The sequence below is a fragment of the Actinorectispora metalli genome (genome assembly GCF_056323685.1).
This window is the reverse complement of the sequence record NZ_JBREYE010000002.1, coordinates 758,629-777,736: the sequence shown is the minus strand read 5'-3', so window position 1 is coordinate 777,736 and position 19,108 is coordinate 758,629. Positions and strand designations below refer to the sequence as shown.

At 67.7% G+C, this 19,108-nt stretch carries 16 protein-coding genes and 1 pseudogene; 11 read left to right on the top strand and 6 right to left on the bottom strand.

Features of this window, described 5'->3' with window-relative positions:
• Positions 1–225: 225 nt before the first annotated feature.
• Both ACU6XJ_RS23750 and ACU6XJ_RS23745 read left to right on the top strand, forming a co-directional pair.
• Complete coding sequence (locus ACU6XJ_RS23750; RefSeq protein ID WP_476315832.1) at positions 226–942, top strand: GAF and ANTAR domain-containing protein; 717 nt, start codon at positions 226–228, stop codon at positions 940–942.
• 23 nt (positions 943–965) lie between these two features.
• Complete coding sequence (locus ACU6XJ_RS23745; protein ID WP_476315829.1) at positions 966–1,688, top strand: GAF and ANTAR domain-containing protein; 723 nt, start codon at positions 966–968, stop codon at positions 1,686–1,688.
• 138 nt (positions 1,689–1,826) lie between these two features.
• Here the strand turns inward: ACU6XJ_RS23745 and ACU6XJ_RS23740 are convergent, their stop codons facing one another.
• Together ACU6XJ_RS23740 and ACU6XJ_RS23735 are read right to left on the bottom strand one after the other, a co-directional pair.
• Positions 1,827–2,330, bottom strand: a complete 504-nt coding sequence (locus ACU6XJ_RS23740; protein WP_476315827.1) for an STAS domain-containing protein — start codon at positions 2,328–2,330, stop codon at positions 1,827–1,829.
• 174 nt (positions 2,331–2,504) lie between these two features.
• Positions 2,505–3,254, bottom strand: a complete 750-nt coding sequence (locus ACU6XJ_RS23735) for an ANTAR domain-containing protein (protein WP_476318705.1) — start codon at positions 3,252–3,254, stop codon at positions 2,505–2,507.
• 465 nt (positions 3,255–3,719) lie between these two features.
• Here ACU6XJ_RS23735 and ACU6XJ_RS23730 point away from each other — a divergent pair, with 465 nt between their 5' ends.
• The 3 genes from ACU6XJ_RS23730 to ACU6XJ_RS23720 all read left to right on the top strand — a co-directional run bounded on the left by ACU6XJ_RS23730 (position 3,720) and on the right by ACU6XJ_RS23720 (position 6,404).
• A complete protein-coding gene (locus ACU6XJ_RS23730; protein ID WP_476315824.1) occupies positions 3,720–4,700 on the top strand; it encodes an acyl-CoA desaturase in 981 nt (326 codons plus the stop codon).
• Between the two features lie 13 nt (positions 4,701–4,713).
• Entirely contained in the window at positions 4,714–5,166 is a 453-nt protein-coding gene (locus ACU6XJ_RS23725) for an STAS domain-containing protein (RefSeq protein ID WP_476315822.1), read from the top strand.
• Positions 5,167–5,288: 122 nt separating this feature from the next.
• Positions 5,289–6,404, top strand: a complete 1,116-nt coding sequence (locus tag ACU6XJ_RS23720) for an AI-2E family transporter (protein ID WP_476315819.1) — start codon at positions 5,289–5,291, stop codon at positions 6,402–6,404.
• Here the strand turns inward: ACU6XJ_RS23720 and ACU6XJ_RS23715 are convergent.
• Positions 6,401–7,699: an NlpC/P60 family protein gene (locus ACU6XJ_RS23715; RefSeq protein WP_476315817.1), complete on the bottom strand. Its 1,299-nt coding sequence runs from the start codon at positions 7,697–7,699 to the stop codon at positions 6,401–6,403. The two genes, ACU6XJ_RS23720 and ACU6XJ_RS23715, sit on opposite strands and share 4 nt — an antisense overlap.
• Before the next feature lie 659 nt (positions 7,700–8,358).
• On the opposite strand from ACU6XJ_RS23715, the gene ACU6XJ_RS23710 reads away from it, so the two are divergent.
• Together ACU6XJ_RS23710 and acnA are read left to right on the top strand one after the other, a co-directional pair.
• A complete protein-coding gene (locus ACU6XJ_RS23710; RefSeq protein ID WP_476315814.1) occupies positions 8,359–9,108 on the top strand; it encodes a class I SAM-dependent methyltransferase in 750 nt (249 codons plus the stop codon).
• Positions 9,109–9,337: 229 nt separating this feature from the next.
• Complete coding sequence (gene acnA, locus ACU6XJ_RS23705; protein ID WP_476315811.1) at positions 9,338–12,151, top strand: aconitate hydratase AcnA; 2,814 nt, start codon at positions 9,338–9,340, stop codon at positions 12,149–12,151.
• Between the two features lie 67 nt (positions 12,152–12,218).
• Here the strand turns inward: acnA and ACU6XJ_RS23700 are convergent, their stop codons facing one another.
• The gene (locus tag ACU6XJ_RS23700; RefSeq protein ID WP_476315808.1) at positions 12,219–13,052 is read right to left on the bottom strand and encodes an alpha/beta fold hydrolase; all 834 of its coding nucleotides are present in this window, start codon (positions 13,050–13,052) and stop codon (positions 12,219–12,221) included.
• A 143-nt stretch (positions 13,053–13,195) separates the two neighbouring features.
• Here ACU6XJ_RS23700 and ACU6XJ_RS23695 point away from each other — a divergent pair, with 143 nt between their 5' ends.
• Entirely contained in the window at positions 13,196–13,909 is a 714-nt protein-coding gene (locus ACU6XJ_RS23695) for a sulfite exporter TauE/SafE family protein (protein WP_476315805.1), read from the top strand.
• Between the two features lie 8 nt (positions 13,910–13,917).
• Here ACU6XJ_RS23695 and lpdA read toward each other — a convergent pair whose 3' ends face one another.
• A complete protein-coding gene (gene lpdA / locus ACU6XJ_RS23690) occupies positions 13,918–15,303 on the bottom strand; it encodes a dihydrolipoyl dehydrogenase (RefSeq protein ID WP_476315802.1) in 1,386 nt (461 codons plus the stop codon).
• 438 nt (positions 15,304–15,741) lie between these two features.
• On the opposite strand from lpdA, the pseudogene ACU6XJ_RS23685 reads away from it, so the two are divergent.
• The 3 genes and pseudogenes from ACU6XJ_RS23685 to ACU6XJ_RS23675 form a co-directional block, all read left to right on the top strand.
• Positions 15,742–16,171: pseudogene (locus ACU6XJ_RS23685) on the top strand (GMC oxidoreductase); the annotation flags it as partial.
• Entirely contained in the window at positions 16,168–16,740 is a 573-nt protein-coding gene (locus ACU6XJ_RS23680) for a hypothetical protein (protein WP_476315799.1), read from the top strand. The pseudogene ACU6XJ_RS23685 and the gene ACU6XJ_RS23680, both read left to right, overlap by 4 nt.
• Complete coding sequence (locus tag ACU6XJ_RS23675; RefSeq protein ID WP_476315796.1) at positions 16,715–18,313, top strand: DUF6239 family natural product biosynthesis protein; 1,599 nt, start codon at positions 16,715–16,717, stop codon at positions 18,311–18,313. Before ACU6XJ_RS23680 ends, ACU6XJ_RS23675 begins: the two co-directional genes overlap by 26 nt.
• A gap of 74 nt (positions 18,314–18,387) precedes the next feature.
• Here the strand turns inward: ACU6XJ_RS23675 and ACU6XJ_RS23670 are convergent, their stop codons facing one another.
• Entirely contained in the window at positions 18,388–19,059 is a 672-nt protein-coding gene (locus ACU6XJ_RS23670) for a DUF4386 family protein (RefSeq protein ID WP_476315793.1), read from the bottom strand.
• Between the last annotated feature and the right edge of the window lie 49 nt (positions 19,060–19,108).

Genomic DNA, 19,108 nt, shown 5'->3' with positions numbered 1-19,108 from the left:
GATCCTGTTTCCGACCCCTTAGCGCCAGAGTGCAGTAGCTGCTTTCGAAGCACGGCGCCTGCGTATGACAGAACGTGAACCCCGGAATGGGCACGCCGATGTGCGGTTCGTTGAGAACCGCCGGTCCTTGGTCGATGAGGGTCTAGGGTTGGCTGGACAGGAACACGCCTGTCTGTGTTCTGAGGCGAGTACTTCCCCGTGAGCCGGCTGACAAGGATCTTTTCGGTGATCAATCAGGTCGCCGAGGCCGAAGGTGGGCCGGTGACCGCGCGGCACGTGTGCCAGGCGTGTCGGTCGATGGTGGGCGCCCACGGGGTGAACCTCTATGTGCCGGGTGATTCGGGCGTGTGCGAACCGCTGTGTGTGAGCGGGCCTTTCGGTGAGCAGGTCGCCGAGTTGCAGGTCACGGTCGGGGAAGGGCCGAGTATGGAGGCGTTTCGGTACGATCGGCCGGTCCTGGTGCCCGATCTCGCCGCCGAGGTCGGCCAGCGGCGTTGGCCGGAGTTCGCCCCGGCGGCGACCGCGTCCGGGCTGGCGGCGGTGTTCGCCTTTCCCCTGGTGATGGGGTCCATCTCGGTGGGAGTGATGGAAATCCACCATGACCGGCCTCGAAGGCTGGCACCTGATGAGGAGACCGACGCGCTGCTGTTCGCTCAGGCGGCGCTGGTGTTCCTGCTCGACCATCGCGCAGAAGCGGGCACCGGGGACGTGATGGCGTGGACCGACGGCGCACCGGGGCACCGCTGGGCCGAGGTCCACCAGGCCACTGGCATTGTCTCGGTACAGTTGGACAGCACGTTGACCGAGGCCTTCCTGCGGTTGCGTGCCCATGCCTACCTGACGGGGCGTCGTCTCACCGAGGTCTCGGGTGATGTTGTCGCACGCACGCTGCGCTTCACCCCGGATACCCGCGATGACGATGAATCCGAACCGGTCGGCTGATGGATCAAGAAAAGAGTTACGGGATGTTGGATCAGCGGATCACCGAGACGTTCGTCGAACTGGCCGACACACTCGTGCTGGGTTTCGACGCCATCGACTTCCTGCACACCCTCACCGAGCGCTGTGTGGAACTGTTCGACGTGGACGCGGCGGGAATTCTGCTGGTGGACCAGCAGAACACGCTCAGTCTGGTGGCGGCGTCCACCGAGCAGGTCCGGCTGCTGGAGCTGTTCCAGCTGCAGAACGAGGAGGGGCCCTGCCTGGACTGCTTCCACAGTGGGCAGCCGGTGTCCAGTCCTGATCTGGCCGTCGCTCCGCAGCGGTGGCCGCAGTTCACCGCAGTCGCTCGCGAACGCGGATTCACCGCGGTCCACGCCCTGCCGATGCGGCTGCGAGACACGATGGTGGGTGCGCTCAACCTGTTCCGCGCCGCCCCCGGCGGACTGTCCGAGGAGGTGAGCAGGGTCGCGCAGTCGCTTGCCGATGTGGCCACCATCAGCATCCTGCAGGTCCGTGCCCTTCAGCACAGCGAGATGGTCACCGAGCAGTTGCAGACCGCGCTCAACAGCCGGGTGTTGATTGAGCAGGCCAAGGGCGTCCTCGCCGAACGCCGCCAGATCGACATCGCCGAGGCGTTTTCCGCCATGCGTGCCTACGCCCGAGCCCACAACCGCCTGCTATCCCAGGTGGCGCGAGCCGTGATCGACCACGCCCCCGACGTCATCGACCTCACCTCCCGGCGATAGTGCCCAGCGGCTGCGGTCGATAGCCGAACGGAGTCGACTCCGCCGCCGAGGGAGTGGTGCCCCGGCAGGGCGCACCACCGATCCGGCCACGTGCCTCCCCGCAGGCGATGAGGCGGTCAGTCACGTGGGAACCCACCGTCACGGACGGGGTTCGGGCGGACTGCGCCCTGGAAACCTCGCGACGGGGATGGCGGAGTCTGGTGCGCCGACCTGGGGATGAGCCGAAGACTGGAGCAATGGCTCCGTAATGGTCAGGCACAACGCGACGGCGGGGTCGTCTTCGCCGCGGAGGGCCTCATCGACCTGCGTCGGACTCCGCACGATGCGGAAGCTCCCGCCTGCCCTGTCGATCTTGGCGGCGAGAAGGAGCAACAAGGTGCACCCGTTGCGGGCGAGGAAGGTGAGCGGATTCAGGTCCAGCACCAGCGGCCGCCGGTAGTCGACGCCCCACTGCCGGAGGAAGCTGCGCAACAGCGGTGCCGTGGAAAGGTCCAGCTCCCCTTCCGCTCTGATCACCACCGTTTGGCCGTGGCGCTCGGCGCTGAGCCGGAGCAGTGCGTCGTCCAACAACGCCAGGTCTCCCGAATCACCTGCCTGCTCGTCCAGATCCCACCAATCGCGTGTCGGGTCCCGAGGTATCACGGTGTGGACCTCCTCCCGGACCGCCGAACGGGCCGAAGCCGAGGCTACGAGACGGACCAGGAGGACGCAGAAGCGAGGACGAGTCGTACTCGATAGAACCAGGCGATGGAGCCATTCGGCAGTGCGCGTGCGTCAGCAACTATGCACCGGCAGGCGCACCACGCCGTTCGGTCATCACCAATCTGCGGAGCCGGGTCTGTCTTCGTCGAGCCCTGGGGTGAATCGCAGCCTGCGTTCGACCACATCCATGGCGATGTCGGAGAGGCGGCGGTCGGTGCTGAAGGCATGGGCCCGCAGCCGCAGGAACGCCTGACCGAGCGAGACGCCCATCTGCACCGAAACCATGCCGGTCGCGTGGTGAACCTCGGCCCAGCGGCGTCCGAACTCGCCGGAGAACACCATCGTCTCGGCGGGTGTTGGAATGTCCTGCACCTGATCGAGCAGAAGCTGCATGGCCGCATCGGCGAACAACAGGCCATCCGCAAGCTCTGTGGCCGACAGTCCGCCCGCCACGCGGCGGTAGATCTCCAGAGCGCCCACCGACACCGCACCCATGCCCACCGGGAACGCGAACACCGCCGACGCACCGACGGCCTGCGCCGCGGGCGCGAACACCGGCCACCTGCGCATCGAGGCCACACTGCCCAGATCAGGCTCCAGGACGGGCCGCATCTCCCGCAACGCCAGGGTCGCGGGGCCTTCCCCCAGGGTGAGCTGCCACTCGGCGACCTGTTCGCTGAGCGCATCGGTGACACAGACCGGCTCACCCAACCCGAAATTGCCGATCAGATACAACGCGACGGCGTCGGCACCCGTGGCGGCGACGCAGGCATGACACACGTGGCGAACCGCAACCGGCGCACCTTCCCCGCGAGCCAACTCCTGGATCGCCGCGATCACCATGTCCCAACGGTCGCTGTCCACAGCACCACCGGTAACCCGTCGCCGATTCCTATGTCCGCCATGGACATCAGCAGCCCGAACCACCCTGTCACGACGGAGACGACAGCAGGCCGACGGGCGCTCCCATCATGACGGATCCGGCGGACGACCGCCGTCCGGGTTGTTCGCCACGCACCAACGGCGGAAGTTCACAGTATTCCTCCGCATGGCGGGGTAGTATTCGAGGCACGTGCCCTGGACCCCGGCGTGAAGACGTCCGACCGAGGGAATCTCCATGGCACATCTCGATTCAATTCTCATTGCCGCGCAGGTCGTGGAGCCTCACCGGAGCGCGGTCGCGACCATCCTGCGCGCAGCCCGACAGGGCCTGTTCACCGCAGCCGAAGCCGAGCTGTTGATCGATCGGATCCGCACACACGGGGCCTCCCCCGCGGAGCGCGGGCTCATCTCCGAACTCCTCCGCACCAGTCCCGACAGGCCGGTCTCATGACTTCGACCACGGCGGTTCGCCCGCCCCCATCACCAACTTCCGGCCCGAAACCGATGATCATTCCCGGTCGGTCGGTTGGCGAGCAGATTCTGGTCAAGATCTTCGTTCTGCTGCCGTTCGCCGCGCTGGTGGCGGCGGTTCCGATCGCCTGGGGCTGGGGGTTGGGCTGGACCGACCTCGCCCTGGCCGTCGGCTTCTACACGGTGGCCTGTCTCGGGGTGACGGTCGGCTATCACCGGTGTTTCACCCACCGCGCGTTCCGGGCCAAACGTGGCCTGCGGATCGCGTTGGCAGTGGCGGGCGGTCTGGCCGCGCAAGGTCCGGTGATCACGTGGGTCGCCGATCACCGGCGGCATCACGCGTTCTCCGATCGTGAGGGAGACCCGCACTCGCCCTGGCTGTTCGGCACCGGCCCGGTGGCACTGGCCAGGGGTTTCTGGCATGCCCACATGGGTTGGCTGTTCGAGCGCACCGGCACCAACGCCGAACGGTTCGCCCCGGACCTGCTGGCCGACCGGGACCTGCGGATCATCGACCGCCTGTTCCCGCTGTGGGTCGGGGTGAGCATCGGTCTGCCCACGCTGCTGGGCGGACTGATCACTTGGTCCTGGTGGGGCGCGCTGACCGCGTTCTTCTGGGCCGGGCTGGTGCGGGTGTCGTTCCTGCACCACGTGACCTGGTCGATCAACTCGATCTGCCACATGATCGGCGACAGGCCATTCGCCTCCCGGGACAAGGCGGCGAACTTCTGGCCGCTGGCGATCCTCTCCATGGGCGAGTCCTGGCACAACTCCCATCACGCCGACCCCACCTGCGCCAGGCATGGCGTGCTCCCTGGCCAGATCGACATCTCCGCCAGGGTGATCTGGATCTTCGAGAAACTCGGCTGGATCTCCGAGGTGCATTGGACCAACCCACTGCGACTGGCCCGCCTCACCGCCCGAAACACCGCGCAAGGCACATCGATGCCCCGATGAAGGAGAAGACGTCATGACCGTCGCCTTGCCCGCACTCCACCGAGATCTGCTGACCGTCATCGCCCATCCGGTCCCGCCCCGTACGGTCGTCGTCGCGGTATCCGGCGAAGTGGATATGTCCACCAGCCCGTTGCTGCGGGACGGTCTCCTCGCACACCTGCGACACAGCGGCCCACGACTGATCATCGATCTCACCGAGGTGAGTTTTTTCGGCGTGGCAGGTCTCACCGTTCTGATCAAGGTCAAGGAGACCGCGATCGCTGAGGAAGTCCGACTGTCCGTGGTCGCGCACACGCGCCCGGTCCTGCTGCCGTTGAGGATCACCGGGCTGGACGCCATGTTCGACATCCATCCCGACCTGACGCACGCCGTCCTCGACGTGGGCGACCCGGGCGGGGCAACACACCACGTAAAACCCCAGAACCGCCGAAATCTTGACCGCGATCAGCCACAACCAAGACGGTGAAGGTGGCGGTGCCGGGCTAGGGGCAGCCCGACTCGGCGCCCGAGAAGTGGTGCGCGGTAAAGCGTGTGCCCGCAGACTGATGGGATCGTCGGATCGAATGGTCGAGCCGGAAGGTCGATCCCATGGACAGCACTGAATTGCCGGGCAGCCGCGGTATACGGAGCACCGAGGAGGTTCGCTCGACGGTGCCCTATGGGCTGCGGGTGGCGGCCGCGGTGTTCGGGCGACTGCTCATCATTGCCGCAGGCCTGACGGTGATCGGGTTCGTCGCGGTCCAACTGGCGGCCGTGCTGGTGCCGGTAGCGGTGGCGTTGCTGCTGGCCGGGCTGCTGGCGCCGTCGGTGTCGTGGCTGGCAGGCAAGAAGGTGCCTCGCGGGGTGGCCACCGCGGTGGTGCTGGTGGGCGGACTGGCCGTGGTGGGCGGGGTGGTCACCTTCGTGGTACTCACGGTCACCGCGGGCATGCCGGAGCTGATCGAGCAGATTCTGCGCAGCATGGAGCAACTGCGCACGTGGTTGCGCACGGGGCCTGTCCAGCTGACCCAGGGCCAACTTGACCAGCTACTGGACCAACTGTCCGCGACGCTGAACAGAAATCGATCGGCGATCGCCTCGGGTGCGCTGGCCACCGCGGTCACCGTGGGCGAGTTGGCCACCGAATTCCTGCTGATGGTGTTCTGCCTGATCTTCTTCCTGGCCCAGGGCAACCAGATCTGGACATTCCTGCTGGGCGCCGCACCGCGCAGGGTGCGCCCTCGGGTGGACCTCGCAGGCCGCGCCGCGTTCATCACCTTGGCCCACTACATCCGGGGCACCGCCGCCGTCGCGGTCGTCGACGCAGCCGGAATCGGCATCGGCCTGCTCATCATCGGGATACCGCTGGCAGCCCCGCTGAGCGCACTGGTGTTCCTCGGCGCGTTCATCCCGGTCATCGGATCGGTGGTCGCAGGCACGGTCGCGGTGCTAGTGGCACTGGTGACCAGCGGCGTTCTGCCCGCAATCATCGTGCTCGCCATCGTGGTAGGCGTGATGCAACTGGAAAGCCACGTCCTGCAACCCTTCCTACTCGGCCGTGTCGTACGCCTACACCCACTCGCCGTCGTGCTCGCACTGGCCACCGGGCTCGTCGTCGCCGGAATCATCGGAGCCCTACTCGCGGTACCCCTGCTCGCCGTCGTGAACTCCGCACTGCGCAGCCTCGCCACACAACCACAGGCCGCCACCAGCCCAGGACCCTAGAGCAGACGGACCGCGTAAGGCTCGATTCCGCTGTAGCGAACCGTCGTCACGCGGACGCGGGAGCCCGAGTACGGGGCTTCGACCATGCGGCCGCCGCCCAGGTACATGGCCACGTGGTGGATGCGGCCGCGGGTGGACCAGAACAGCATGTCGCCGGGCTTCTTCGCCGACAGCGCGACGCGGCGGCCGTAGTTGGCCTGGTAGCCGCTGTAGTGGGGCAGGCGGATACCGACGCCTGCGAAGGCGTAGATCATCAGGCCTGAGCAGTCGAAGCCGATCTTGTTGTAGTCGCCGAAGGAGTCGGCGATGCCGCCGTCGCGGATGCCTCGGGTCGGACCCGATCCATTGCCGCCGCCCCAGGCGTAGGGCAGGCCAAGCTGGGCCATGGCCCTGGCGATCACAAGCGCGACGCGAGCCGAGCTTGGTGCGGCCACCGGTTCGGTGGGGCGGGGCCGATTCGCGGCGGCCTCGGCGGCGAGTTCTTCTTGGCGCTTGAGCTCGAGCCAGCGCTGGTAGTTCTCACGCTGGGCCTGGAGACCGGCGACGCCCGCCTGGGCGGCGGTAAGTTGTCGCTCCACATCGGACTTGGCCGATTCCAATTGGGCTGCCTGTTGGGCCTGGCCCGCGCGGGCCGCGACGGCGCTGTCGCGGGCCTGGTCGGCGGTCAGCCGCGCCTGGTCGGCCGCGGCACGTTTGCGTTCGGCCTCGGCCAGCGCGGCGCGGGCCATCGAGTCTTTGTTGGCCTTGTCGATGCGGGCGCGGTGCATCGCGTCCAGCGCGTTGAGCTGCGAACCGCTGATCGCGTCCAGCAGTTGCGCTCGGTCGAGGATGTCGCTGGGGCTGTCGGCGCCGAAGAACGCGGCGGCCGAACCCACCGTGCTGCCCTGCCGGTAGCTGCTGGCGGCGAACTCGTCCAACCGGGTGCGCAGGGCCTCGATCTGGCGGTCGGCGGCCTCGGACTCGGCGCGGGCGGCATCGGCGGCGGACTGGGCGGCGTCCGCCTCCTCCTGCGCGACCTCCAGGTCGACGCGGGCGCGGTTGGCGTCCTCCATCTTGAGCTCGACGTCGGCGATGAGCTGCGACAGGCGGGACTCGGCGTCGGCCAGTCGGTTGGTGAGCTCACCAACCTTGCCTGCCTTTGCCGCGGCTTCCTGCCTGCCCTGCTTGATCTCGGTGTCGCTGGGGTTGGGGGGCGGCGGGGGCACGGCGGAGGCTCCGCCGGGCACGCTCGCGATGGCGAGCAGCGCGAGCAACGGGGCGAGTACCGCTCTGATCACTACCTGCTGTCCGAACACCCAGCTCACCTCCCACCCGAGTCCCTTGTGGACAAGACTGTGCCACTTGCGCCACACCTTTACCACTTAGCTCACGAAGAACTTCTGCATCGTCAGCCACACGTGTAACAGATACCCCGCCAGAAAACACCCTAGGTAACCAAATTGGCACGGCGCGTGGGATTCGCAAGTCGACTCGCGCACATAAACTCGATAATCCCGAAGATCACCCGACAAGGTGCCGAGATCTGGTCGTTATTCACAGCTACGCATAGACCACTCACCGGACGCGTGCGTCCACACCCCGTCAGAGCTGCGAGAGCTGGGCAGCTCGAGCCGCACGGTGCCGCAACCACTCCACAGTGGATCGAGCTCAACGAATCCGGTCTTAACCGGAGCGAAACCCTCAATCGATTCGCCGACAGGCGTGGATTGCGGCGATTTCGAGCCTGCTCACTCAAACGAACCGCTCAAGCCGAGAGCCGCCGGGGGATTGCCGACAGAGTTTTCCGGAAATGTGCCGAAACATCATTAACCCGGGTGCGGCCCAACGCGATCACCCTTCGACGCCGCTCGCACAGCGATACGGATCGGACCTCCCGTCGGGGAAACGTCGGGGGCCGGAGGCATACTTGGCGTCACTATTGCCATAAACTTGCAACAAGCTTGGGGAGATCGCCATGAGCATCAGCCGCGAGAGCGCGCGGTACTGGCTGGACCGCTGGGACAGCCAGCAAGAGCACTACATCGCCGACCGCGAGGAACGGTTCACGGTGATCGGTGACGTTGTCGAGCAGGCCACCGCGGGTACCGAGCACCCGGTGATCCTGGACCTGGCCTGCGGCCCCGGATCGCTGGCCGCCCGCCTGCACGAGCGCATCCCGAACGCCGTGCTCACCGGCGTCGACATCGACCCGGTCCTGCTGGCGCTGGCCCGCGCCGGGCACCCGGAGGCCGCGCGGTTCGTCACGGCCGAACTCGGCACACCCGGCTGGACCCGGGAACTCGGCCTCGCCGAACCCGTGGGCGCAGCCGTGTCGACCACCGCACTGCACTGGCTGAACGGCGATCAGCTGTCCGCGTTGTACACCGACCTCGCGGGCCTGTTGCGACCCGGCGGGGTCTTCGTCAACGGAGACCACCTCTACGACGCGCAGCCCCGGATCAGGGAACTCACGGCGCTGCTGCGCACCAAGCGGGCGGACCGGGTCGGTGTCACCGCCAACGAGGACTGGACGTCCTGGTGGGACGCGGTCGCCAAGGACCCCGACCTCGCTCCCCTGGTGGCGCGGCGGCGACCGGCCGGTGACCACAACGAGAACACTTTCGGCGCCCACGATCACATCGAACTGCTCCGCAAGGCCGGTTTTTCGGAGGCGGCCACCGTGTGGCAGTTCGGCGATGACCACGTTCTGGTGGCAATCCGCTGATCAGCGGCCGCGAGTGGTACCCGGGCGTGAGCACCGGTTGCCACTCGCGCCTGGAGGTGGTGAGTCGTAACACGCCCGCGAAACGCGGGTAACGCTTGAAGCCCAATACAGGACAAGCGTACTGTTTGAGGGGAGCAGGCCCCCGCCGATCACGCGCACTCTGCGTGCGCGAGACTCGCGGAGGACACCCGAATGACTGCTTGACTACCACCGCCAGATGGAGTTGCACGTGACAGCACCAGCGAGCAAGGACAGCTTTGGCGCCCGCGGCACGCTGACCGTCGGCGACGCCTCATACGAGGTGTTCCGGCTGGCCGCGGTCGAGGGTGCGCATCGCCTCCCGTACAGCCTGAAGATCCTGCTGGAGAACCTGCTGCGCACCGAGGACGGCGCGAACATCACCGCCGACCACATCCGCGCGCTCGCAGGCTGGGATCCCAGCGCGGCGCCCGCCACCGAGATCCAGTTCACCCCCGCCCGGGTGATCATGCAGGACTTCACCGGCGTGCCCTGCGTCGTCGACCTCGCCACCATGCGCGAGGCCGTCACCGGACTGGGCGGCGACGCGGAGAAGGTGAACCCGCTGGCCCCCGCCGAACTGGTCATCGACCACTCGGTGATCGCCGACATCTTCGGCCGCCCGGACGCCTTCGAGCGCAACGTGGACCTGGAGTACGAGCGCAACCGCGAGCGCTACCAGTTCCTGCGCTGGGGCCAGAGCGCATTCGACGAGTTCAAGGTCGTCCCGCCCGGCACCGGCATCGTGCACCAGGTCAACATCGAGCACCTGGCCCGCGTGATCATGTCGCGCGGCGGCCAGGCCTACCCCGACACCGTGGTGGGCACCGACAGCCACACCACCATGGTCAACGGCATCGGCGTGCTGGGCTGGGGCGTCGGCGGCATCGAGGCCGAGGCCGCCATGCTGGGCCAGCCGGTGTCGATGCTCATCCCGCGTGTCGTCGGCTTCAAGCTGCACGGCGAGCTGCCCGCGGGCGCCACCGCCACCGACCTGGTGCTGACCATCACCGAGATCCTGCGCAAGCACGGTGTGGTCGGCAAGTTCGTGGAGTTCTACGGTTCCGGCGTCTCCGCCGTCCCGCTGGCCAACCGCGCCACCATCGGCAACATGAGCCCCGAGTTCGGCTCCACCTGCGCGATCTTCCCGATCGACGGCGAGACCACCGACTACCTGCGCCTGACCGGCCGTTCGGCCGAGCAGATCGCGCTGGTCGAGGCCTACGCCAAGGAGCAGGGCCTGTGGCACGACGCCGACGACGAGCCGGTCTACTCCGAGACGCTGGAGCTGGACCTGTCCACGGTGGTGCCGTCCATCGCGGGCCCGAAGCGGCCACAGGACCGGATCGCGCTGTCGGAGGCCAAGACCGCGTTCCGCGCCGCGCTGCGCGACTACGCCGGTGACAGCGTGGACTCCACGGTGGACGAATCGATCGCGGAGTCCTTCCCGGCCAGCGACTCCCCCGCCGTCGAGCACGGCAACGGCGACCGCGGCGCTCCGCGCGTGGCGGGCAACGCCAGCGGCCGCGCGAGCAATCGCGTCAAGGTCACCCTGGACGACGGTACCGAGACCGAGCTTGACCACGGGCACGTCGCGATCGCCGCGATCACCTCGTGCACCAACACCTCCAACCCGTCGGTGATGATCGGCGCAGCGCTGCTGGCCAAGAAGGCGGTGGAGCGTGGGCTGAACCGCAAGCCGTGGGTGAAGACCACGCTGGCGCCCGGGTCCAAGGTCGTCATGGACTACTACCACCGCGCCGGTCTGATGCCCTACTTGGAGAAGCTGGGCTTCCACCTGGTCGGCTACGGCTGCACCACCTGCATCGGCAACTCCGGCCCGCTGCCGGAAGAGATCTCCAAGATCGTCAACGAGCACGACCTGTCGGTGGTGTCGGTGCTGTCCGGCAACCGGAACTTCGAGGGCCGGATCAACCCGGACGTGAAGATGAACTACCTGGCCTCCCCGCCGCTGGTGGTCGCCTACGCGCTCGCCGGGACGATGGACATCGACCTGGACACCGAGCCGCTGGGGCACGACACCGACGGCAAGCCGGTGCTGCTGTCGGAGATCTGGCCGTCCCCGCAGGAAATCTCCGAGGTCATCGCCTCCTCGATCTCGGCGGAGGGCTTCTCCGCGGGCTACGCCGACGTCTTCGCGGGCGACGAGCGCTGGCAGTCGCTGCCGACGCCGACCGGCAACACCTTCGAGTGGGACGCCGAGAGCACCTACGTGCGCAAGCCCCCCTACTTCGATGGCATGGGCATGGACCCGGAGCCGGTCACCGACATCTCCGGCGCCCGGGTGCTGGCGTTGCTGGGCGACTCGGTCACCACCGACCACATCTCCCCCGCCGGTGCCATCAAGCCGGACTCCCCCGCGGGCCGTTACCTCACCGAGCACGGTGTGCAGCGCAAGGACTTCAACTCCTACGGTTCCCGGCGCGGCAACCACGAGGTGATGATCCGCGGCACCTTCGCCAACATCCGCCTGCGCAACCTGCTGCTGGCGGAGGAGAACGGCGGCCAGGGCGTGCAGGGTGGCTTCACCCGCAACTTCCTGGCGGGCGGCGAGCAGACCAGCATCTATGACGCCGCGCAGGCCTACGCCGAGGCGGGCATTCCGCTGGTGGTGCTGGGCGGCAAGGAGTACGGCTCCGGTTCCTCCCGTGACTGGGCGGCCAAGGGCACCAGCCTGCTGGGCGTCCGCGCGGTGATCACCGAGTCCTTCGAGCGCATCCACCGGTCAAACCTGATCGGCATGGGCGTGCTGCCGCTGCAGTTCCCCGAGGGCGAGCCCGCCTCCTCGCTGGGCCTCGACGGCAGGGAAACCTTCGCCATCTCCGGCATCACGGCCCTCAACGACGGCTCGGTGCCGCGCACCGTGAAGGTCGTGGCGTCGAAGGAAGACGGCTCCACCGTGGAGTTCGACGCGGTGGTCCGCATCGACACCCCCGGCGAAGCCGACTACTACCGCAACGGCGGCATCATGCAGTACGTGCTGCGCAAGATGGTCCGCGGCTAGCAAGTTCCAGGGTGAGTGCAGCACATGGTCACCAGGTCCGAACAAGTGCTGCACTCACCCGGCAAGTTCAGTTGGCGTTCAGGTGCTCCAGCAGGAGCCGGTTCATGGTCTCGGGGACTTCCTCGGGCACGAAGTGGCCGACGCCTTCCAGGTATTCCAGCCGGTAGGGGCCGGTGACCCAGTCCTTGGTGGCGTCCACGCCGGAGCGGGCCACGTAGGGGTCGTCGCTGGCCACGAACAGGGTGGGCACATCGACCTTGGGGGCCTCGGCGGCATCAAGCTTGTTCGCGCGGTACCAGTTCAGGCCGCCGGTGAGGGCGCCGGACTCGGAGAACCGCCGGAACAGTTCTTCGCACTTCTCCTCGGGCACACCCGCCAATTCCAGCTTGCCCGCCTCGAGGATCTTGTTCTCCGGAACGGGCGCGGGCAGCCGGAAGAAGTCCATGTACTCCGACCGCTTCTGCTGCTCCGGATCGTTGCGCAGGGCCTCGCCGAAGGCGCCGGGATGCGGGATGGAGACGATGGTCAGCGTCCGGATCCGCTCGGGGTGGATCGCGGCGGTGAGCCAAGCGGGCGGTGCGCCCCAGTCGTGGCCGACCAGGTCGAACCGCTCCCAGCGGAGTGCGTCGGCGATGGCGGTGACGTCGCCGACCAGGTGCTCGATTCGGTACTGCTCGATCTCCGGTGGCCGCGCGTCCGGCGAGTAGCCGCGCTGGTCCGGTGCGACAGCGCGGTATCCCTCGGCTGCCAGAGCCCGAAGCTGGTGCTCCCACTCGGTGCCGAACTCGGGGAAGCCATGCAGCAGCAGGACCGGGCGCCCGTCCTCGGGTCCGGCGGCGATCGCGTCGAAAGTCCCGGCCGCGGTGGTGATCCGCAGCGGGGTGATCCCCTCAGAAGTCATGATTCCAGACTGCCCGATGTCCCGTGGGTCACAACACCATTTGCCGGAAATGCACCGTATTTCACTGGTAACCAGAGTCACAGCTCTACCAGCGGTTTTGCGGCGTAGCGTCAGAGTTCGTCGCCAACACCGGGGTTGGAATCATGACGAGCACAATGTTACTGGCGGGCTTTATCGTTCTGCTCGGCGCAATTCTGCAGGGCGGTGTCGGATATGGCCTGAATGTGCTCGCGGGCCCGCTCTTCCTGCTCCTTGATCCCGAACTGGTGCCGGTTCCGGTGCTGCTCATGGCGCTTGTCCTGGCCGCATTCGGCCTGTTGCGGGAACACGGCCACACCGACTGGCGCGGGGTCGGCTGGGCCGCGGTCGGCCGGGTGCCCGGCAACGTGCTGGGCGCGCTGGCGTTGATCCTGCTGCCGCAGCGAGGTTTCTCCATCGTGGTGGCGCTGTCCGTACTCGCCTGCGTCGCCCTGTCGGTGTCGACCTGGCGGCCGGTGCTCAACCGCCGCACGCTGGTGCTCGCGGGCACGGCCAGCGGCGCCTTCGGCACCTCGGTCACCCTCGGCGGGCCGCCGATCGCGCTGGTCTACCAGCACGTGCAGGGCCCGGCGGTGCGCAGCACACTCGGGGCTTTCCTGCTGATCGGCAACGTCACCTCGCTGATCACCCTCGCGGTGGCGGGGCAGGTCAGGGTGGAGCACCTGTGGGCGGCGGCCGCCCTGGTGCCGTTCCTCATCACCGGCTTCGCCGTGTCCTACCCGCTGCGCCGATACCTCGACGGCGGCAAGCTGCGCATCGCGGTGCTGGCCATCGCCGCCGCCAGCGCCCTGGTCCTGCTGGGCAGGGCGCTGGTCTGAGGCCTCCGTCAGAAGTTGATCATGTGGCCTGCCAGGCCGTGGACGGCTTCCTTCACGGCTTCGCCCAGGGTCGGGTGGGCGTGCACGTTGCGGGCCACCTCGTGCACGGTCAGGTCCCACTGCTGAGCCAGCGTGAGCTCAGGCAACAACTCGGTGACGTCGGGGCCGATGAGGTGCGCGCCGAGCAGCTCGCCGTGGGTGGCGTCGCTGAGGATCTTCACAAAGCCGCCGGGGTCGCCGAGGCCGTGTGACTTCCCGTTGGCGGTGAAGGGGAACTTCGCGACGCGGACGTCGAAGCCCTTCTCCTTCGCCTGCGCCTCGGTGTAGCCGAAGCTGGCGATCTGCGGCTGGCAGTAGGTGGCACGCGGGATCATGATGAAGTCGAGTTCCATCGTCTCCGCGTCGGCGATCGTCTCCGCCGCCACGATGCCCATCGCCTCGGCGGCGTGCGCCAGCATGAGCTTGGCCGTGACATCGCCGATGGCGAAGATATGCGGCACGCTGGTGCGGCAGCGGGCGTCCACCTCGATCGCGCCGCGGTCGGTCGGCGCGACGCCGGTGTTCTCCAGGCCGTAGCCCTTGACGTTGGGCGCGAACCCGATGGCCTGAAGCACCTTGTCGGCCTCCAGCACCTCCTGCTGCCCGTCCTTGCTGACGGTGACCCGCACCTGCGAACCGGACTCGTCGATCGACTCGACCTTGGTGCCGGTTTTGACCGTAATGCCCAGCTTTCGGTACCGCTTGGCGAGCTCAGCGGAGACCTCGGCGTCCTCCAGCGGCACCATGCGGTCCAGGAACTCCACGATCGTGACGTCCACGCCGTAGTTGCGCAGCACGTAGGCGAACTCCACGCCGATCGCGCCCGCCCCGGCGATGATGATGCTCTGCGGCAACGTCTCGGTGAGGATCTGCTCCTCGTAGGTGACGACCCGCTCGGACAGCGAGGTGCCCGGCAGCAGTCGCGGCGTGGCGCCCGCGGCGATGACGCAGTGGTCGAAGGTGACGGTCTCGTCGCCCACCTGGATGGTGTTCGCGTCGGTGAACTGCCCGCGACCCTCGAACTGGGTGATCCCGTTTTTCTTCATCAAGAAGTGGACGCCCTTGACCCGGCCGTCGGCCACCTTGCGGCTGCGGCTGAACGCGGCGCCGTAGTCGAAGCTGACCTGGCCCTCGATCTGGATACCGAACGTCTTGGCCTCGTGGTTGACGATGTGGGCAAGTTCCGCGTTGCGCAGCAGCGCCTTGGACGGAATGCAGCCCACGTTCAGGCAGACGCCACCCCAGTAACGCTCCTCGATGATCGCGGTCTTCATCCCAAGCTGGGCGCACCGGATCGCGGCGACATACCCGCCTGGCCCCGCACCGAGAACGACGGCGTCGAAGTGATTGCTCATGGCCTCTACTGTGCGACAGATCTCCGTTCGGTGCCGCTTCACACGCCGACCTTTCCAGATGGCATGCGCCACTTGCCCGCCCCCGCACATCCAGCGGCGTGCGCGAGGCCCGATGTCATCGGGCACCAGTTCAGCAGCCAAGCGTTCAGGGGTCTTCGTCCCGGGGAGCACACCAGAAGAAGCGAACAAACTGGCGAGTTCGCCATACTGACTCGGTCAGAAATACCGAGACTTCGCGTTCGGACATCTCCGAACGCGCTATTTGGCGCGCAATTGCTGTCCGTCGCCTTGATGAAAAGTGCTGTACACGGCCGACTCGGCAGCCTTCGCCGGACAATACCCGACCATCGACCCAGGGAGGTGATGCGTGACCGAGCCCCGGGAGCCTGGCATGGCAGCGACGCTGGACGCCTCCCGCCCCGAGTACACGCGGTGCCGGGACGGGGCACACTCCGCTGCGATCCCACACCGAACCCATTGCGCGGCTGGGCAATGGTCCGATGCCGATGTCAAGAACATCCTCGAACGAGACGGCCTCGTAACCGTCCGACCGTGGACCAACGATCTCGTCGGTGCATACACTGGCCATCCACTGGCTTCATGTCGGATAGGTGATGACCCGGCAACGTCTGCTCTGGATGACCGGCACAAGCTTCGTGGTCATCCGGGCATTTTTGTCACCGATGATTCCGCGGTGCTCTGCGGACTGACTGTCGACCCGGCTCGCACCACCGCCGCGCAGGCAGTACGCGCGGTGCCGGGAATTGTCGCTGCCGCACGGACAAGGGGCGTTGACGTGCGGTATGGGGCGCCCTTGCCCTGGAACGGCACATCGAGTCCCCTGTATGCGAGTGGAGCAACCAGATGACCGCTTCTGTCAAGCACTCCCCGTCCCGTGGTCGGACCTTGTTGACAGCGCTCAACGAGAGGTGGCACCGGGCAGCCCTGATGTCCTTCCTGTTCATCGTGATCCTGCACTGGGGCGAGCACATCGCGCAGGCACTTCAAATCTGGGTGTTCGGATGGACGCGCCCGGAGGCAGGCGGGTTGCTGGGCCTTGCCTATCCCTGGCTGGTGCGGTCGGAGTGGCTGCACTACGGGTTCGCCATCGTGATGATGATCGGACTGATCATGCTGAGGCCCGGCTTCACCGGACGGGCCCGAACCTGGTGGAGCGTCGCCCTGTGGATCCAGGTGTGGCACCACTTCGAGCACCTGCTGCTCCTGCTCCAAGCCGCCACCGGGACGAACCTGCTCGGAGGGCCCGCGCCCACCAGCATCGTGCAGCTGATCGCGCCCAGGGTGGAACTGCACCTGTTCTACAACGCCATCGTGTTCATCCCCATGGTGATCGGCATGGTCCGGCACTCCCGCCCGAGTCCGGAGGAGCGGACGAGCCTCAGGTGTTCGTGTGACACGCGCGTATTCGCCACCTGAACGAGTCCGACCGATCCCGCTGCTCGCACTGACCACACTGCTGTCGCTTGCCCTGACGAGTTCGGCAACGGCCCAGTCGCACGACCACCGGCTCGACATCCCGGTGCTGTTCGGTCCGACGGCGGTGCGGCTGGCCGTGCTGCTCGGCACGGTGGTGCTGGCGGGCTTCGTGCTGCTGCGTGCCTTTCACCCGCCGTCAGGACGCACCTCACGCGGGCTGGTCATGGGAACGGCCGTGGTCACCGCGGGCCTGGACTTCCTGCTGGCGCCCGCGCTGGTGTTCCCGGCGCGGGTGGCCGCGCTGTTGCTCCTGCTGTCCGCTGTTCCGCTGGTGGTCACGGTCGTGGACCCGGACCGGATGCCCGCGCCCGCGCGGGTGGCGGGCAGGCTGGCGCCTGCGGTACTGGCCTGCGCGGTGGTCGCCGCCTCGGTGCTGCTGACGCGCGCCTGGGCGTGGACAGCCGATCCAACCGTTCGGGCGGCGCTCCTGCACAGCGCCATGGTGGTGGCGCTGCCCGGACTCGCTTGGTGTGCGCTGGAGCCCCCGCGCCGTCGTGCGGTGCGAGTCCCGGTCAAGGTCGCGGGTTCGGTGCTTGCCGTAGTGCTGGCCGCAGCGACACCGCAGGCCGTGCTGCTCCGTCCGCCCTATCCGCCTTCGCCTGGCATCCCGACGTTGTCGGTGATGGCCGCGGGCACCACGCAGTTCGGTGTGCTGATCGTGCCGAACCGCCCGGGTCGGAACCTGGTTCACGTGCAGGCCGACGGTGTCCGGGTGGGTACCAGCCCGAACACACTGGTGCCCGCCGACCGCATCGAGGGCACGACCGGAAGTTGGGCACTGGTCGACCTGCCTCCAGGGCCTGGGCGGGTTTGGATCGGGCACGGGGCGGCGCTCGTCGGAGCGGACACCGACACCGGTGCCGAAACCACCGCTCCTCCGCGCGTCCCGACCGGACCCGAGTGCCTGAGCGCCGCGCTGGGCGCCACGCTGGGCGGAGCGGACGCCCCACCGTGCCCGACAGAACGGCTGACCGCTTCCGACGCAGGAGTCCTGCGGGCCACGGTGCGGTTCCTGGCGGAGCGGCGCACCGCCCGAGTCAGTGTCGTCTCGGACACCTCAGCCAGATCCGCCGCCGCCGAGCGGGTCATCCGGGACACCGCGGCAGAAGCAGGCGTCGAAGTCGGCTCGGATGGTACCCGGCTGATCGTCGCGGGCTGGAGCTTCGCGGCCACGGTGTTGCTGGAGGATGCCGCGGCCGCGCGGGCAGGACCCGTCTACCTGGCGCCCTGGCTGTTCACGCCGCCGGTGCTGGCGATCTGGGCAGGAGCGCACGTGATGTCGCGGTCCGTCGATGAGGAGACCGGCACTCGATACGCGAACGCGCTGCGGGCGCGTTTCCCTGGCGAGTCGCCCTCCGAGGCCGGGCTGACCGCCTGGCTGGGCGGGGAGCAGACCGGGCCGGTGCGGGTGTACGCCGTATCCACGCCACAGCTCGCTCCGAACAACCCGTGGCTCGGCGGCACGATCAAGGATGTGTCCGGGGCGCTGCCGAAGAACCTGGAGGACCGGTGATTGAACCGACCCGGTCCGCGTGAGCCTGGCAGCCCGCACCACGACAGTCACACCATTTCCGCAGTGCAGAACCGTCAGCACTGACTCGGGCGATGCCGCAGCAGTGCGACGGCGAGCAGGATCGTCCAGATCCACGTCGTGATCGTGAACGGCACGATGATCGCGAAGTTCAGCAGCAGGGCGCCCGTCAGCCAGCCACTTCCGGCCACGAGGCCGAACCAGCCGAGCCATGACGGGAAACTGCTGCTGCGCACAAGCGTGGCGCCGTAGAGGAGGAAGGAGAGGCCGAGCATCGCCTGGGCGGTAAAGGCGGTGGCGCCGAGCACCAAGAGCAGCGCTTCGGTCTGTTCGAGCACGTTGGGGGGCGCCGGTTCGGCGGCGGGCAGCCGGGCCGCGGCGGTGGTCAGGCCGACGGCGTGCAGGCCGAAGTACACGGCGAAGACAGCGGCTGTCGCGGTGAAGACGCGGGTAGCGGCGCGGGCGGCGGGCTCCGCCTTGGCGCCGACCAGGTCGACGAGGCTGCCGAGGGCGGCGAGCCAGCAGAGCACGGCCGCGATGTTGAGGAAGTGCACCAGCCGCCAAGAGGGCCGGTCGGCGACGTAGCGCAGTGTCTGTTCCGCCGACTCGATCGGCGGATTGCCGTGCAACGCGGCGGGCACGGCGTACAGCACGGTGCCCAACACCAGCAGGAACACGGTGAGCTTGCCGGGTCTGATCGCCTGAGCGGGGATTACATAAGTAGCCATCGGGCCTCCCACCTAGATAGACATATTATATCTAGTTAGTCTATATCTA

Coding starts and splice junctions, on each gene's coding strand:
- ACU6XJ_RS23670 (WP_476315793.1), bottom strand. CDS start 19,059: ATGGCTACTTATGTAATCCCCGCTCAGGCGATCAGACCCGGCAAGCTC.
- ACU6XJ_RS23695 (WP_476315805.1), top strand. CDS start 13,196: ATGACGAGCACAATGTTACTGGCGGGCTTTATCGTTCTGCTCGGCGCA.
- ACU6XJ_RS23710 (WP_476315814.1), top strand. CDS start 8,359: ATGAGCATCAGCCGCGAGAGCGCGCGGTACTGGCTGGACCGCTGGGAC.
- ACU6XJ_RS23725 (WP_476315822.1), top strand. CDS start 4,714: ATGACCGTCGCCTTGCCCGCACTCCACCGAGATCTGCTGACCGTCATC.
- ACU6XJ_RS23720 (WP_476315819.1), top strand. CDS start 5,289: ATGGACAGCACTGAATTGCCGGGCAGCCGCGGTATACGGAGCACCGAG.
- lpdA (WP_476315802.1), bottom strand. CDS start 15,303: ATGAGCAATCACTTCGACGCCGTCGTTCTCGGTGCGGGGCCAGGCGGG.
- ACU6XJ_RS23745 (WP_476315829.1), top strand. CDS start 966: ATGTTGGATCAGCGGATCACCGAGACGTTCGTCGAACTGGCCGACACA.
- ACU6XJ_RS23730 (WP_476315824.1), top strand. CDS start 3,720: ATGACTTCGACCACGGCGGTTCGCCCGCCCCCATCACCAACTTCCGGC.
- ACU6XJ_RS23680 (WP_476315799.1), top strand. CDS start 16,168: ATGACCGCTTCTGTCAAGCACTCCCCGTCCCGTGGTCGGACCTTGTTG.
- ACU6XJ_RS23700 (WP_476315808.1), bottom strand. CDS start 13,052: ATGACTTCTGAGGGGATCACCCCGCTGCGGATCACCACCGCGGCCGGG.